The following is a 15,353-nucleotide window of genomic DNA, read 5'->3' as shown; positions in this document are numbered from 1 at the left end:
ATGGCATTCACGATCGAGCAACACACTGCCTTGGCCGCAGCCATTGCAGAGGGGGCGCTGTCGGTCCGCTATGCAGACAAGAGCGTCACCTACCGATCGCTCGATGAAATGATGCGGATCCTCAAGTTGATGGCCACCGAGCTTGGTCTGAACGCCTGCAACGATGGCGGCCGCCGATACGCCGCGTTCTCCAAGGGGTACTGACATGGGGATGATTGACAATCTGTTCCCCGGACTCGCGGCCAAGCGTTCGGAAATGAGGCTGAAGAAGCTGCGCACAGACATGGCAATGGACATGATCAAGCGCAGGTTTGAGGGCGCCGCTGGCGGCCGTCGTAACGATGGTTGGCGAAGCGCGGGCACTGATGCGAATGCCGAGAACGCTCCGGCGCTCGCGGTGCTGCGGAACCGGGCGCGAGACATGCGACGTAACAACCCGTATGCCGAGCGCGCCGTAACCGGCATCGCTGACAACGTTGTCGGCGCGGGTGTCGTGCCTCGCCCCCTGGGCAAGGATCGTGATAACAAAACACTGGTAGGGCTTTGGAAGGCCTGGGCCGAAACCACCCTTTGCGATGCAGATGGCCTGGAGAACTTCTACGGCCTGCAGCACAAGATCATGGAAACGGTCGCTGAATCTGGCGAATGTTTGCTGCGCCGTCGCCGTCGCTTTAGTTCCGACGGTCTGCCCGTTCCGATGCAGCTGCAGATCCTTGAGCCTGATTTTCTCGATGAGAGCAAGGCCGAACTCGTCGGCCTCAACCGGATCATCCAGGGTATTGAGTTCGATGCCTTGGGGCGTCGAGTCGCCTACTGGTTGTTCGATGAGCACCCAGGCGGTAACCGTGTCTGGGGCTCGAGTCTATCGAAGCGGGTTCCGGCCGAAGACGTGATTCACATCTTCCTGCCGAAGCGCCCTGGCCAAGCCCGCGGCTACACCTGGTTTGCTCCCGTCATGCAGCGCATGCGCAGCTTTGATGAGATGGAAGATGCGGTGATGGAGCAGGCGAAAATCGCCTCCTGCTTCGCGGCATTCATCACCAAGGACGAAAACTCGGGCACGCCCGGCGGCAAGAAACCGCCGCTACTGGATCGTGTCGAGCCAGGGATCATCCAGGAGCTGGGCTTCGGCGAAAGCGTCAGCTTTGGTACACCACCTTCATTCAACGGTTACACCACCTACGCATGGCAGCAACTGCACGCCATGTCCGTGGGTATGGGTATTCCCTACGAGCTGCTTACGGGCGACTTGAAGGGGGTCAACTTCTCAAGCGGCCGGCTGGGCTGGCTGCACTTTGCCCGACGCATAGACGTCTGGCAGTGGCGGATGTTGATCCCACAGCTCTGCGATCCGGTTTGGCGCTGGTTCATGGAAGGGCAGGTTCTACTGCCCGGCGGCGTTCGTGACGACGTAAAAGCACAGTGGGTTCCACCTCGCCGCGACATGGTCGACCCGAAAACCGAAACCGACAACGTCAAGGATCGCGTGCGCAACGGCCTGACCACTTGGCCGGACGCACTGCGAGAACTGGGCGTGACCGATCCGAAACAACACGCGCAAGACATCGCTGACTCCAACGCACTGATCGACAGCCTGGGCCTGGTCCTTGACTGCGACCCTCGCATGGTTGCCGCCGCCGGCGCAGCCAGTCAGCCGCCACCACCGGAAGAGATACCAGACGATGCCAATGCCGAATCAGGTGATGACTCGCAAGACACATGAGACGCCGATGCTCAGCCTGCGCGCTGCGGTGCGGCCTGGCTCAGTTGACATTGATGCCCGAACCGTTGAGCTGACGTGGACCACCGGCGCGAAAGGCCGCCGCTGGTCCTGGGATGTCGGCAGCTACATGGAAGAGCTTGATGTCAGCGACGGCGCTGTGCGCCTCGACCGACTCAACAACGGCGCGCCGCTACTCGATACCCACAACCAGTACCAGCTGAGTGCAGTACTGGCGGTTGTCGAACGGGCATGGCTTGAGGGTGGCGAGGGTCACGCTCTCGTCAGGTTCAGCAAGCGTGAAGATGCAGACGTGGTCTTCAAGGATGTTGTGGACGGCATCCTTCGAAATATCAGCGTTGGCTACGCCGTGCACCGTTATGAGGTTGTTGAGGAAGAAGACGACAAGCTCCCCACTTACCGCGCAGTCGATTGGGAGCCGTTGGAGCTTTCCCTCGTTCCGATAGGCTTCGACGATGGCGCAAAGGTTCGCAGCGCCAAGACCCCGGCCGAGTACGAAGGCCAGCGATTCAAAACCATTTTTGAAGTTCGGGAGGCGTCTGAGCCCTCCGAGAAACCGGCCGCCGTGCCTGACACCGAAGAGGAAGAAGAGATGACCGAAGAAGAGAAGCGCGCGGCCGAGGAAAAGCTTCGCCGTGAAGCCACTGAGTCCGAGCGCCTCCGTAGCCTCACCATCCGCACAATGGCGCGCAAGGTGAGTCTGGATGACGAGGAATTCGTCGAAGATATTATCGCCCGTGCTGTGCCTGTTTCCGATGCCAGCGCCGCGATCATCGACAAGCTTGCCGAGCGCCAGGCCAAGGATCAGCCTAACACCCGAAACAGCCAGCCTACCGTCACCGGCGGCCAAGACATGGCAGTCCTTACCGCCAAGCGCGCTGCGATGCAGAACGCGCTGCTCAACCGTTGCGATAACGGGGTCCAGTTGGAAGAGGCTGGTCGCGAGTTCCGCGGCATGCGTATGGTGGACATGGCGCGTGAGTTCATCGAGATGGCCGGCGGTAACGCTCGCGGCATGACTCCGCAAGAGGTGGCCCGCGCCGCATTGGGCTGTGATCGCCAAGCAGTCCGCGCCGCCGGTATGCACACCACCAGTGATTTCCCGCTGTTGCTGGGCAGCACCGTCAACCGCACGCTACGTGCTGGTTACGAGAACGCCCCGCAAACCTGGCGCCCGCTTGGCCGTCAGACCACTGTGCCGGACTTCCGCGCCGTAACCCGCGCTGCGCTGGGCGATATTTCAGCGCTGGAACTCGTCAAAGAACATGGCGAATACAAGTACGGCACTCTCTCTGAAGACGGCGCGCCGATCAAGGTCGCCAAGTTCGGCAAGATCATCGCGATCACATGGGAAACCATCGTTAACGATGACCTTGGTGCGTTGACTCGTGTCCCTGCTGCACTGGGTAACGCTGCAGCTGCAACCGAGTCGAACGTAGTTTGGGCTCTGCTGTTGGGTAACCCGAACTTCACCGACGGCACTCCGTTCTTTGACGTAAACCACGGTAACGTTGCGGCCAGTGGTGGTGCCATCAACACTGCCACTCTGGCCGCTGCTCGCGCCGCAATGCGCAAACAAAAAAGCAAGGCGGGTGAGTTCCTCAACCTTGCCCCAGAGTTCCTGGTTGTCGGTCCTGACAAGGAGCTTGAGGCTTACCAGTTCACCAGTTCCAATTACGTGCCAGCGAAGAACGCCGACATCAACGATGTGCGTAACGCGTCGCTGACGGTGATCGTCGATGCCCGCATCACTGGCAACCAGTGGTACCTGTACGCGGCACCGGGCGGCGTCGATACCTTCGAATACGCATACCTCGAAGGCGAGCCAGGTGTTTTCACTGAAACCCGCGAAGGCTTCGAGGTCGATGGCATGGAGATCAAGGCCCGCTTGGTGTTCGGTGCAGCTTGGATCGACTTCCGCGGCGCGTACAAGAACCCAGGCGCGTAACTCGCCAGATCGACCTGAACCCCAAAGGGCGCCGCGCGGCGCCCTTTTGTTTTCCAGTTCCAGTCTCTAAAGGGGACCTTGCATGAAGACTTTTATCCAGCACGGCGATTGCCTGACCGTACCGGCTCCCGCTGGGGGCACCATCTCGGGCCAACTTTACAAAGTCGGTTCGATCATCGGTGTAGCCGCAACCACTGAAGCTGCAGGCGACCCCGTTGTGCTCAAGCTTGACGGTGTGTTCGGCCTGGCCAAGATCAGTGCTCAAGCCTGGGCAATTGGCGATCCCATCTACATGAACACGTCCAGCCGTGCGCTGACCAACGTGTCGGCTACCGGTCTGGTACTGGTCGGCGTTGCCACTGATGTGGCTGCAAACCCATCAGCCACCGGCGCCTGCCGCCTGAACGGTGTGTCCGCACCCGTAGCGGTGCCGTAATGGGCTGGGCCAGCATGGCTGGCCGCATGCTGGGCGTTGCGGTGAAAACCTTCAACGAAGAGCCCGGCACTGTCTGGTGGCTTACTGATGGTGTTGAGCCGGGCGTCCAGCTACCAAAGGCCGTGTTCGACTCCGCTCACATCACTGTTGATACAGAAACGGGGGCGCCGATATCGAGTTTGAACCCGGTGCTCGGCGTGTGTCTGGTCGATCTTCCGAACGAGCCGACTAACCGCGATCGTGTCCGAGCTCGCGGTCAGCTCTACCGGATCAACGACGTGCAACCTGACGGCGTCGCTGGCGTGACCATCATCCTCAAGAAGGCTTAATCCATGGCTCACCCGCGAGAGCTCATCCGCAAACAGGCGGTTGCGCAGTTGCTTGGGCGAACATCCGCAGGCGCCAGTGTTTTCGCAAGCCGCGTTGCTCCGCTGATCACCAATGGATGGCAGGACGAGTTACCGGCGATCATCGTCTACACGATGGATGAGAGCGGGGTGATCTTCAACTCGGCGCCGCGCGAGTACCTGCGCACGGTGCAGCTCGTGGTCGAGATTCATGCCAGCGCAGACGCTGCCCTGGACGACACGCTGGATGCCATATGCCGGCAAGTTGAAAACCTGCTGCTGCAGGACGACACGCTTGGCGACACCGTCAACGACCTGCGTTACGCACAGACCCGCATGGTGATCCGTGACGAGGGCGACGAGTTGCTCGGCGGATGCCGGATCGTCTTCAACGCCGAATACCTCGATCGTCACCCCGACGACAACTTCAACGATTCACTCCCCAACTTCAACACGCTGAACACCGAGTACAGCCTGGGCAATGCCCAGCCAGACCCGGCCGACCGTGCGAAAACAATCATCGAGGACCTGAACCCATGACCACGCGTGTGATCGTGAAGCCGGTCGAGGGTCGCCTGGTGCGACATCCCGACACCTACGAGCAGATCAAGCCGGAAGGCCTGCCTGTTGAACTGAACAGTTACTGGATCCGCAAGCAAAAGGCCGGTGACGTAACGATCAAAGAGGCTGCTGTACCGGCCGAAACCAAGGGTGAGAAATAATGGCTATCGGATTCGATACGATCCCTAGCGCCGGCACGCTTCGCAAGCCCGGTGTCTACAGCGAGATTGATAACACCAAGGCTGTACGTGGCCCCCAGCCCGTCAGCTATCGCCGCCTGCTGATCGGGCAGAAGCTCGCTGATGGCTTGGCCGCTGCGAACACGCTGATCCGCATCACCAGCCCTGCGCAGGCCGATGTCCAGTTCGGCAAAGGCTCCATGCTGGCGGGCATGGTTCGCGCTGCCATGAAGATCGACACCTATACCGAGCTGCAGGTTATGCCGGTGGTGGATCCTGCATCGGGTGTCGCCGCAACCGCCACGCTCGCTTTTACGGGTCCCGCCACTGCATCGGGCACCATTGAGCTGCTAATCGCCGGGCGGCGTGTATCCGTCGGCGTGCTGAGCGGCGACACGGCCACGGCTATCGCGACTGCAGTGGTTGCTGCTGTTACGGCTGCCGATGACATGCCTGTGACTGCAACGGCCGCCACTGGCACCGTTACCCTGACCAGCCGCCATAAGGGCGAACCGGGCAACACCCTGAACGCGCGCGTGAACTACTACGTAGGGCAGGTCCTGCCTGCTGGGGTTGCTGTCACCATCAGCGCTTTTACAGGTGGCACCGGCAACCCGGATCTGGCACCCGCTCTCGCCGCGCTCGGTGATGAGTGGTTTCAGGTATGGGCTTTGGCGTACGCCGATTCCGCCACGCTGGCGACTGTGAAGACCGAGCTCAACAGCCGGTTTGCATGGGATCGCGAGATTGAGGCGCACGCTTTCACGGCCGCGCGCGGCACGCAAGGTTCGCTTGGCACGTTGGGCGACAGCCACAACAACCAGCACCTGGTCATCATGATGGCCAACGATGAGCCGATGCCGGCTTACGAGAAAGCGGCTGAAACCATGGCCATTGCCGCCCTGTATGCCGCAATCGATCCGGCCCGTCCGATTCAGAACTTGCAGTACGCGTGGTGCCTGGCGCCGTCTGCCGCCGACAAGCTCACCAACCAAGAGCGCAACTTGCTGCTGTTTGACGGTATTGCAACCAGCAAGGTCAACAACGACGGCACCATGGTCGTTGAGCGTCTGATCACAACGTACAAGACCAACACCGCCGGAGGCGCAGACATCAGCTACCTGGACAGCGAGACGCTGTTCACCCTGATGTACATCCGACATGACTGGCGCGACTACATCTTGCGCAAGTACCCGCGCCACAAGCTGGCGGACGATGGCACGCGCTACGGCGCGGGCCAGCCCGTGGTCACGCCGGTTGTCTTGAAGGCCGAGGCCATTTCGAAGTTTCGGGAGTGGGAGCGTTTGGGGCTCGCAGAAAACATGCCGGACTTCAAGGCCAACCTGATTTCCGAGCGTAACGAAAGCGATCCGAACCGCGCAGACATGCTGCTGCCTCCGGACCTGGTCAATCAACTGCGAATCGTCGCCAACAAAATTCAGTTCCGCCTGTAACGGCGACGGCCAGGAGATAGCACATGGCAGGCAAAAACCGCATCGGGGGAATCATCGCCCTGAAGGTGAACGGCGATATCTATTTCGCCAAGGGCAACTTTACCTACAACCTCGGCAAGCCGAAACGCGAAGGCGTCGTCGGCGCCGATACGGTCCACGGTTACAAGGAGACCCCGCAGGTTCCTTTCATCGAGGGCGAAATCACTGACCGGCAAGAGCTGAGCCTCGAAGACCTGGTCACGCTGGACGACGCCACCATCACGCTGGAACTCTCCAACGGCAAGGTCATCACGCTGAGTGAAGCCTGGTTCGCTGGCGAGGGCACCGGCAACACCGAAGAAGGCAACATCGCTTGCCGTTTTGAAGGCATGTCTGCCGAGGAAGTCTCGTAATGGCAAAGGAAAAAAATCTACCGCTGTCGGCCCCGGTCACCTTCGGTAAAGAAACGCTCACCGAACTGACCGTCACTCGCAAGCTCAAGTACTTGCGCGGCCACGCGTTGCGCGTGACTTCCGACGGCAAAGGCAGCGGTGGTGTCGATATCGACTTTGCCACCCTGATCGACCTCGCGGCGAAGATGGTCGAGCACCCTCCAGCACTCATTGAAGAGCTGGAGGAAGAGGACCAGGCATCGCTGATTCAGGAAGCGCGCGATTTTTTGCTGACGCACCTCGGGGGTGGCAGTCAGGAGTGACTGTTGTCGTCAAGGTCATGAGCGTTCAACCCTCGGAAGTCATGGATATGGATTTCGAGGAGTTGAAATGGTGGCTTGAGCGCACCGAGGAATGGGTTGAATGGCAGAAAAAGGATACTCCCTAAACGTCATTATCAAGGCGGTGGACCGGATTACATCACCGCTGCGAGGGATCTTCGGCAAGGTCAAGGCGGCTAGCGCTGGCGTCACTGGTGCGCTCGACCGCACTGGACTGCCGATCTTTGCGAACAGTTTGAAGGGTGTCGGCAGCGCGGTGGGTGGGCTCGGTACCGCCGTGTCCTCCAGCGCCAAACGACTGCTTGGTCTCGGCGCGACTCTGGGGCTAACCGGCGCGGCCCTTACTTCGTTCTTTCAGGGGTTCGCGGATGCGACGGGCGCAATCGGTGATACCGCAGAACGTACCGGGATCAGCCGCGAGCGATTCCAGGAGCTGAGCTTTGCGGCCAAGCTTTCAGGGTCGTCCGCCGAAACACTGGGTGGCGCCCTGCAGAAAATGCAGATCAACATCGGCGCCGCTACGGCTGGATCGAAAGAGCTCAAGGAGATGTTCAAGGGCCTCGGGATCAACATCAAGGACACCTCAGGTCATCTCAAAAGCTCTGATCAGCTGTTCGATACCTTTGTTGACCGAATCTCCAAGATCAAAGACCCATCCCTGCAGGCGCAGGCGGCGGTGAAAATCTTTGGTAAGAGCGCGACTGAACTGCTGCCACTGATTCGAGGCGGCAGCGCCGGTCTTAAGGAAATGTCTGACGAGGCCCGCCGCCTCGGGCTGGTCATCTCGGAAGATGCTGTGCGCGACGGCGAAGCGTTCGGCGACACGCTTGATACCCTGCATGCTGCGCTGACCGGGGTTGGCAATAGCATCGGCAGCGCCCTGGTCCCGCAGTTGAACAAGCTCGGCGGGAAACTGATTGAGACCATCGTCAAGTACCGGCCTCAGATCGAGGCATTCGCCATGGCGTTTGCCGAGAACCTGCCCGGAAACATTGAGAAGGTAACCGGTTTCCTTGGTGATCTGTACGACGGGATTCAGCCGGTGATTCAGATCATGGGGTCGCTGTCGAACACCTTTGGCGGCGCCAACCTGATCTTCACGGCGCTGGGTCTGTACATCGGCGGTGGTTTTCTTGTGGCTGTGCTGAACCTGGCTGTCGCGTTGAAGGGCTTGGGGCTGGCGATCGGGCTCACACCCGTGGGCTGGTTCCTTGCTGCTATCGCTGCGATCGCAGCCGCTGCCTTCATCGTTTATCGAAACTGGGATTCCATCGCCAAGTTCTTCGAAGAGAAATGGGCACGGGTCAAGGCCGCGTTTTCCGACGGGATCATCAATGGCATCACAAAGGTCTGGCTCGAGTACAACCCGGTCAGGCTGATGATGGAGGCCTTCAACGGCTTGATCAAATACCTGACTGGCTGGGACCTTGGGGCGATTCTCGGCTCGAAGATCACCGACGCTGTTGCTGCCATCAAGAATGGGCTACCGGACTGGGCGAAAAAGCTGCTCGGCATTGACGGTCTGAGCGTTAGCGCAGGAGGCGAAGGCGGTGCGCCAGTGGCGGGTGCAGCTGATCCAGATCTTGGGCGGCGTGCCGCGCAAGTCGGGCAGGCCGCAGTCCAGCAACTGCAACAGCCTCAACAAGAGGTGCTGGTGAAAGTCGATCTGAACAACCTGCCTCCCGGTTCGAAGGTTAAAACCGAAGGCAGCCAGGGCGCTCAATTCGATACCAACATTGGCTTCTCGATGATGGCCCCATAACCGGAGCTCCCCATGGCTTGGCGAGACAACTACCGCGCCGCGACCTTTCGCGGCGTGGGCTTTTTTGTGGCCACGGCGGACAGCAGTCATGGCCGTCGCCAGGCAGTTCACGAAACAGCGCAGCGCGATATCCCCTACACCGAAGACCTTGGGCGCAAGTCCAGAGAGTTCAGCATTACCGGGTATTTGCTGGGCAAGGAATACGACGTTGCTCGCGAAGAGCTGATCAAGGCTTGCGAGCAGCAAGGTCCGGGCGTTCTGGTTCACCCTTACCGCGGCGAACTGACCGTGGTGTGTCGCGGACTCAATGTGAACGAAACATCGGAAGAGGGTGGCAAGTGCACTCTATCCATGACGTTCCTCGAAGCGGGCGAGGCCTCATACCCATCTGCCAAGGTCGACAGCGTCAATGCGATCAGCGAGAAGGGCAATGAGGTCACCGAAACGGCGAAGGAAAACTTCGTATCTGACTTCCTGACCAAGGGTTACCCGTCATTCGTCGCAGACGCTGCAACCACCAAGATCAAAGAGCTGAGCGACTACCTGAGCTCGCCGGAATTTATCGTGTCCAGCGACATTCAGGCGCCCTCCGATTATTACGACAAGGTCAAAAGTATCGGCAGCGATGCCTTCGACCTGATCCAGCAGCCATTTGATTTTGCCAACCAGGTCGTTGACGCCATTGGAAGTGTGCGTTCGGCCTTCGGTAGCAGCGCCTTTGGAATGCTGGTCGATCTCTACAACCAGTATTTCCCGAGCAAAGATGATGACGATGACGCCGGTTCGGTGTTGGCGGTTTTGACGCCGAGTCGTCAGCAGGTCGTGAAGAACGAATCTGCGGTCTCCGCATTGGTTCGTCAGGCTGCTATTGCGCAGGCAGCTATTGCGGCGGTCGTAACCCAGACAACCGAGACCGTTTCGAACGGCGGGACAAAGACCGCGTCAGCACCAGCCAAATACGACAGCTACGAAGCTGCAATCAAGGTGCGCACCGAACTGGCTGACAACCTTGATGAAGAAAGCGAGATCACCAACAACGATCTGGTTTATGTCGCGCTCACTGACCTTCGGACCGCGGTAGTCCAGGCCGTGCCGGATCCCGAACTGGATCTGCCCAGGCTGGCGAAGTTCTCACCCCGGCAGACGCTGCCGTCGTTGCTGGTTGCCTATCAGCTTTACGGCGATGCCAGCCGGGCCGACGACATCGTGGCGCGCAATGATCCTCGCCGACCTGGCTTCTTGACCGGCGGCCAACCACTTGAGGTTCTCGCAAATGGATGACCTTGAACTGCTGGTCAATGGCATGAAGTACTCAGGCTGGACGCAGATCGGTGTCACCCGAGCGGTTGACGCTTCGTCTGGCGCATTCACGACGACGCTGACTGAGCGCTGGGAAGGCCAGGACGGCAAGGGCGCCCAAACCGAGCCGTGGCCGATCTTGCCGGGCGACAAGTGCGAAGTCCGTCTGGCTGGCATTCCGATGGTCATCGGGTACGTCGACATCTTTAAGCCGTCGTTCAGCTCGACCGACCACACGATCAACATTCAGGGGCGAGACCGCACTTCGGACCTTATCGATTGCAGCGCGGTGCACACGCCTGACGAGTGGAAAAATATCGACTTGCTGCGCTTCGCCCAGATTCTGGCACGGCCATTTGGCGTCGGCGTTTCGGCTGACGTACCTGTCGGAGACGCCTTTTCCGTCTGCAAGCTGCAGCAGGGCGAAACGGCCTTTGAGGCAATCGACCGTTACGCCAAGCAGCGTCGGCTCCTGCTGATGCCTGATGGTGCAGGCGGACTGCTGATCACACGGGCCGGGAACAAGCGCGCAGTGGTCGGACTGGTTCAGGGCGAAAACATCCTGAGCGCGTCCGGAAGCATCGATCACAGCCAGCGGTTTAGCCAGTACATCGTAAAAGGCCAAGCCGCCTACAACCCTTACAGCGAGGGCGCGACCGAAGCCCATATCGAGGGCGGTGCCTCAGACAGTGGCATTAAGCGTTACCGCCCCATGCTCATCGTTGCCGAGTCGGGCAGCACGGGGGCGACCGCTCAGGAGCGCGCGACTTGGGAGGCGAATAGTCGTCTCGGGAAGTCGGCCTCGGCATCCGTGACTGTTCAGGGTTGGCGCCAGAAGCCGGGCGGTCCGCTGTGGGAGCCCGGCATGTTGGTGCAGGTGAAGTCCGCATGGTTGCGGATGGATGGGCAAATGATCATCCGCCAAGCCACGTACGAGCGGGGCGACGGCGGCACCACGACAAAGCTGGACATCGTAAGCCCGCAAGCATTCTCGCCCGAGCCGCCTGATTCCAAAAAAGGGAAGAAGGGCAAGAAGGGCGGGCGAAACATTTGGTCAGAAGCCATTGGGGAAGAGGATAAAAAAGATGGGTAATCCCCTTCGTGACGTCAGCCAGCGCGTGATGATGATGTTCTCGCGCGGCGTGCTGCGTCGTGTCAATGACGCAAACGGCCGGCAGCAGGTGCAGGTCGAACTGCTGAAGGACGAGTTGCGCGACGACGTCGAGCACATGCAGAACTACGGCTTCACCAGCCATCCGACCGGAGGCGACGTGGCGTTTGCTTCCGTCGGCGGCAACCGCGAGCAGGGCATCGTGCTGGTGGTCGATGATCGCCGCTATCGGATTCCGCTTGAGGCTGGCGAGGTTGCCATCTATGACGACCTGGGCAACAAGGTGGAACTGCTGCGTGACCAGCTCAAGGTCACCGCCGTGACGAAGGTCCTCATCGAGGCACCCAACATCCAGATCGTCGGCAACCTCGACGTGCAGGGCAACATCACCAGCACCGGAACGCTCATCAACAACGGCAAGCATGTTGACAGCACCCACACGCACGCCAGTGGTGGCGCGGGAGTACCCAACTGATGGCCGACGCCGCAATGGTAATGACCGAGTTCGGCGGCGACGTGGTGCTGTTCGGATTCGACCTTGAACGGGATGACGGCCTTGAGACGGCCGTGATCATCAGCCTGTTCACCGACGCGCGAGCCAGCGCGGAGCAGATCCCGCCCGAGTATCCGCAGGATGATCTGCGGGGCTACTGGGGCGACATCACAAATGCTTCTGCCACGGATCAGACCGGCTCGCTGCTTTGGCTGCTGGCGCGGGAAAAACAGCTACCTCAAACACTGAGCCGCGCGGAGCAGTACTGCCGCGATGCGCTCGCCTGGATGATTGACGACCTGGTTGCCACGAGGATTGAAGTCGTAGCGTCCTTCTATTCAATGGGCGTGATGCTGCTGGTAATCGACATCTACCGTCCGACTGGCCCTGCCGTGCGGTACCGGTACAACTACGAATGGTCGGCTCAGGCCGGCAAGAGGGCTGCCTGATGCCATTTGCTCGACCCACGTTAACCGAACTCATTGATCGGGTTACAACAGATATCAGCGGCCGGGTCACCGGTGTCGAAAGTGCGGTTCTGCGCCGCTCTCTGCTGGGCATCCTGGGGCGCTCCGAAGCGGGCGCCGTTCACATGCTGTACGGCTTCCTTGAATGGGCGGCCAAGCAGGCGATCATCGACACCGCAGAAAAAGAATACCTGGAGCGCTGGGCAAAGATTTGGAAGGTTTTCCGTAAGGCTGCCGACTACTCAACCGGCGCCGCCTTGCTCGCTGGCTCGATCGGATCCGTGGTCCCGGCCGGAATAATTCTGCAACGACAGGACGGGGTGCAATATCGAGTTCTGGCTGAAAGTACTTTCACTGGCACCACGCTGCAGCCAACTGTTGTGGCGGTGGAGGCTGGCGCGGACGGTGATGCGCCTGCCGGCACGCCGTTGTTCCTGCTCTCTCCCGTAGCCGGTGTCCAGTCAACTGGCGCGGCTGCTACTGATATTGAGGGTGGTCTAGACGTCGAGACCGATCCTCAGTTGCTAAGCCGACTGCTGCAGAGAATCCGCCAGCCCCCTCACGGTGGTGCGGCGACGGACTACGAACAGTGGGCGCTCGAAGTGCCCGGTGTGACGCGTGTCTGGGTTTATCCGCTTCAGATGGGCGCGGGCACGGTAACCGTGTTGTTCGTCTGTGACGGTGAAACAAACATCATCCCAAGCCCGGCAAAGGTGGCCGAGGTTCAGACCTACATCAATGCCCGCGCGCCGGTGACTGCTGAAGTGTTTGTAGCAGCGCCTGTCGCTGACCCACTCAACATGGCCGTGAAGCTTTCGCCGAACACCGCTGCAGTCCAGGCCGCCGTTCGAGCGGAGGTAGCCGATTTGATCATGCGTGATTCAAAACCCGGCAGCCCGACGCTGATAAGCCATCTTCGCGAAGCCGTCTCGGTGGCCGCGGGCGAGTCGGACAACGTCATCACCTCGCCGACCGCGGATGTTGCGCATGCAACAGGCCATATGGCCATTCCCGGAACAATCACCTTCTCCAGCTTTTAAGGAGGCGTAATGCCGACAGCTGCCGACTACCTGGAGCAGCTGAAAACGCTGCTGCCTCCCGGTCAGGCATTCCCGCGGGAAGCCGGAACCACGCTACACAGTCTGCTCGATGGGATGTCCATTGAGCTGGCCAGAGTTGACGGCAGGGGCGAGGCGCTCCCTACTGAGGCGAACCCGGCCAGCACGAACGAATTGCTCAGTGATTGGGAGCGCGTGGCAGGACTTCCCGACAAATGCTCCGGCGCACTTGAGCAAACGATTCAAGGCAGGAAGAACGCCCTGATCGCAAAGCTGACCAGCACCGGCGGCCAATCGCCCGCTTACTTTATCGATCTTGCTGGCGCTCTCGGTTACGACGTGACCATTGAGCAATTCAGACCTTTCCGCGCAGGGCTTTCCCACGCAGGCGATGCGCTCACAAACGGTGCCTGGGTTTTCACCTGGCGCATACACGCCGCTGAAACATCGGTGATTTCTTTCCGAGCCGGGATGTCTGCCGCCGGCGAGCGCTTGCGGACATGGGGCAACGACACCCTCGAATGCAAGATCAACCAATTGAAGCCCGCGCACACCATTGCGCTCTTCGCGTACGGAGACTGACGCATGCACAGAATCGACGGCCCAGGGGCCACGGTCGACAACAAGTTCACAGAGGGCGATCCAACAGGCGGTGTTCAAGCAACCGTAGTCACAGCCCCGTGGCTAAATGACATGCAGGAGGAGATGGTTAGCGTTCTCTCTGCTGCTGCAATCACGCCGGTGAAGGGTACGCAGAATCAGATTCTGCAGGCTATCCGCAAAATAGGGACAGGCCTCGCGGGTGCAGTGCGTAACGGACGCATGATCGTGACAGCGGCTTCCGCAACTGCCACCTACAACGCTGACGAAGTGGTTGTGAAGTCGGGTCTTGGCGGAACCGCTTGGTTGCTGCCATCGTTCACCAAGTCTATCAACTTGGCGGGTGTAGGCGCCGGCGGGATGGACATTGGTCTGGCGCCCGTTAGTGGATTCGTAGCCATTTACGCGGCCTACAATCCTAATGCTGCCCCATCTTCTACCAACCCGATGTTGATCGCGAAGGACACCAGCGGACTGCTTGCGCCCGAGATCTATGGTGGGGCGAACATGCCTGCCGGGTACACAGCGTCCGGCCTTGTTGGCATTTATCCGACTACTGCTGCGAGGTTGTTCAAGCCAGGTTCGATTACTGATCGGCTAGTCCAATTCGATGTCGTTTTAACGCTGGGCACCACTACTGCATCAGCCTCCTTTGTGCCGTTCAACGTAACAGGCGTCGTTCCCCTCAATGCAAAAACCGTAAATGGTAATATCGGAGCAATCCCTTCCGTCACCACTCAGGTTGTTATGGATGTCGCAGGGTCAGCAGCAGGTACTGGTGGAGAATATTTAGGCGCCTACACGCCCGGCGGATCTCAAGCACAGATAAGTTTTGTTGATGTACCGTCCATAACACCTAACCAGTTGTTTTACAAAGGTGGCGCTACCTCGGGCACCGTCCTGCTGAACGCCGATATCACTGGCTACAAGTTTTGAGGTGAAATATGTTTGTGCAGTTTACAGATGAAAAACAAACATCAATAAAGTCGTATTTTGCGGCGGATCAAGATCCAGATGTGTGGCCTGGAATCGTGGAGATTGACGACGATGATCCGCGTCTGCTTTTGTTGCTAAACCCACCAGCTCCTGTTGATATTGACCCGATGGACAAGCTGAAAACGTTTCTTTCAGAAAACCCAGATGTGGCAGAGATGCTGAAATAAAAAGCCCCTCTCGGGGCTTTTT

General features: G+C 59.5%; 19 protein-coding genes. All 19 read left to right on the top strand.

The genetic code is table 11. The annotated features are described in order from the left end of the window. The 19 genes from BLS87_RS24235 to BLS87_RS24145 all read left to right on the top strand — a co-directional run bounded on the left by BLS87_RS24235 (position 1) and on the right by BLS87_RS24145 (position 15,331). Positions 1–204 (top strand): phage head-tail joining protein, encoded by a 204-nt coding sequence (locus tag BLS87_RS24235; RefSeq protein ID WP_074756454.1) that lies wholly within the window; start codon positions 1–3, stop codon positions 202–204. 1 nt (position 205) lies between these two features. Next, positions 206–1,723 carry a phage portal protein gene (locus tag BLS87_RS24230; RefSeq protein WP_074756452.1) on the top strand — a complete coding sequence of 506 codons (1,518 nt, stop codon included), beginning with the start codon at positions 206–208 and terminating at the stop codon, positions 1,721–1,723. Further along, the gene (locus tag BLS87_RS24225) at positions 1,704–3,689 is read left to right on the top strand and encodes a prohead protease/major capsid protein fusion protein (RefSeq protein ID WP_244165894.1); all 1,986 of its coding nucleotides are present in this window, start codon (positions 1,704–1,706) and stop codon (positions 3,687–3,689) included. Before BLS87_RS24230 ends, BLS87_RS24225 begins: the two co-directional genes overlap by 20 nt. A gap of 82 nt (positions 3,690–3,771) precedes the next feature. Next, positions 3,772–4,125, top strand: a complete 354-nt coding sequence (locus BLS87_RS24220; protein WP_074756448.1) for a DUF2190 family protein — start codon at positions 3,772–3,774, stop codon at positions 4,123–4,125. Then, positions 4,125–4,454, top strand: a complete 330-nt coding sequence (locus BLS87_RS24215; protein WP_074756446.1) for a head-tail joining protein — start codon at positions 4,125–4,127, stop codon at positions 4,452–4,454. Before BLS87_RS24220 ends, BLS87_RS24215 begins: the two co-directional genes overlap by 1 nt. Before the next feature lie 3 nt (positions 4,455–4,457). After that, on the top strand, positions 4,458–5,012 hold the full coding sequence (locus BLS87_RS34260; RefSeq protein ID WP_074756444.1) for a hypothetical protein: 555 nt from the start codon (positions 4,458–4,460) through the stop codon (positions 5,010–5,012). Further along, entirely contained in the window at positions 5,009–5,194 is a 186-nt protein-coding gene (locus tag BLS87_RS34255; protein ID WP_074756442.1) for a DUF2635 domain-containing protein, read from the top strand. Before BLS87_RS34260 ends, BLS87_RS34255 begins: the two co-directional genes overlap by 4 nt. Then, positions 5,194–6,666: a phage tail sheath subtilisin-like domain-containing protein gene (locus tag BLS87_RS24200; RefSeq protein ID WP_074756440.1), complete on the top strand. Its 1,473-nt coding sequence runs from the start codon at positions 5,194–5,196 to the stop codon at positions 6,664–6,666. The genes BLS87_RS34255 and BLS87_RS24200 overlap by 1 nt, the downstream gene beginning before the upstream one ends. A gap of 23 nt (positions 6,667–6,689) precedes the next feature. After that, on the top strand, positions 6,690–7,058 hold the full coding sequence (locus BLS87_RS24195; RefSeq protein ID WP_074756438.1) for a phage tail tube protein: 369 nt from the start codon (positions 6,690–6,692) through the stop codon (positions 7,056–7,058). After that, positions 7,058–7,360: a hypothetical protein gene (locus BLS87_RS24190; protein WP_074756436.1), complete on the top strand. Its 303-nt coding sequence runs from the start codon at positions 7,058–7,060 to the stop codon at positions 7,358–7,360. The genes BLS87_RS24195 and BLS87_RS24190 overlap by 1 nt, the downstream gene beginning before the upstream one ends. Before the next feature lie 100 nt (positions 7,361–7,460). Beyond that, positions 7,461–9,140, top strand: coding sequence for a phage tail tape measure protein (locus BLS87_RS24185; RefSeq protein ID WP_143024472.1), 1,680 nt, complete (start codon positions 7,461–7,463; stop codon positions 9,138–9,140). 12 nt (positions 9,141–9,152) lie between these two features. After that, positions 9,153–10,421, top strand: a complete 1,269-nt coding sequence (locus BLS87_RS24180) for a DNA circularization protein (protein WP_074756432.1) — start codon at positions 9,153–9,155, stop codon at positions 10,419–10,421. Then, positions 10,414–11,532: a phage baseplate assembly protein gene (locus BLS87_RS24175; RefSeq protein WP_074756430.1), complete on the top strand. Its 1,119-nt coding sequence runs from the start codon at positions 10,414–10,416 to the stop codon at positions 11,530–11,532. Before BLS87_RS24180 ends, BLS87_RS24175 begins: the two co-directional genes overlap by 8 nt. Next, on the top strand, positions 11,525–12,025 hold the full coding sequence (locus tag BLS87_RS24170) for a phage baseplate assembly protein V (RefSeq protein WP_074756428.1): 501 nt from the start codon (positions 11,525–11,527) through the stop codon (positions 12,023–12,025). Before BLS87_RS24175 ends, BLS87_RS24170 begins: the two co-directional genes overlap by 8 nt. Continuing rightward, the gene (locus BLS87_RS24165; RefSeq protein WP_074756426.1) at positions 12,025–12,492 is read left to right on the top strand and encodes a phage GP46 family protein; all 468 of its coding nucleotides are present in this window, start codon (positions 12,025–12,027) and stop codon (positions 12,490–12,492) included. The genes BLS87_RS24170 and BLS87_RS24165 overlap by 1 nt, the downstream gene beginning before the upstream one ends. After that, the gene (locus BLS87_RS24160; RefSeq protein WP_074756424.1) at positions 12,492–13,550 is read left to right on the top strand and encodes a baseplate J/gp47 family protein; all 1,059 of its coding nucleotides are present in this window, start codon (positions 12,492–12,494) and stop codon (positions 13,548–13,550) included. Before BLS87_RS24165 ends, BLS87_RS24160 begins: the two co-directional genes overlap by 1 nt. Positions 13,551–13,559: 9 nt before the next feature. Next, on the top strand, positions 13,560–14,150 hold the full coding sequence (locus tag BLS87_RS24155; RefSeq protein WP_074756422.1) for a YmfQ family protein: 591 nt from the start codon (positions 13,560–13,562) through the stop codon (positions 14,148–14,150). A gap of 3 nt (positions 14,151–14,153) precedes the next feature. Further along, the gene (locus tag BLS87_RS24150) at positions 14,154–15,104 is read left to right on the top strand and encodes a hypothetical protein (RefSeq protein WP_083370747.1); all 951 of its coding nucleotides are present in this window, start codon (positions 14,154–14,156) and stop codon (positions 15,102–15,104) included. Between the two features lie 8 nt (positions 15,105–15,112). Continuing rightward, complete coding sequence (locus BLS87_RS24145) at positions 15,113–15,331, top strand: hypothetical protein (protein ID WP_074756420.1); 219 nt, start codon at positions 15,113–15,115, stop codon at positions 15,329–15,331. The last annotated feature ends 22 nt before the right edge of the window (positions 15,332–15,353 follow it).

This window comes from Pseudomonas abietaniphila, from assembly GCF_900100795.1.
Lineage (GTDB): Bacteria > Pseudomonadota > Gammaproteobacteria > Pseudomonadales > Pseudomonadaceae > Aquipseudomonas > Aquipseudomonas abietaniphila.
The sequence above is the reverse complement of the archived record's forward strand: the minus strand, read 5'-3'. Positions and strand labels throughout refer to the sequence as shown.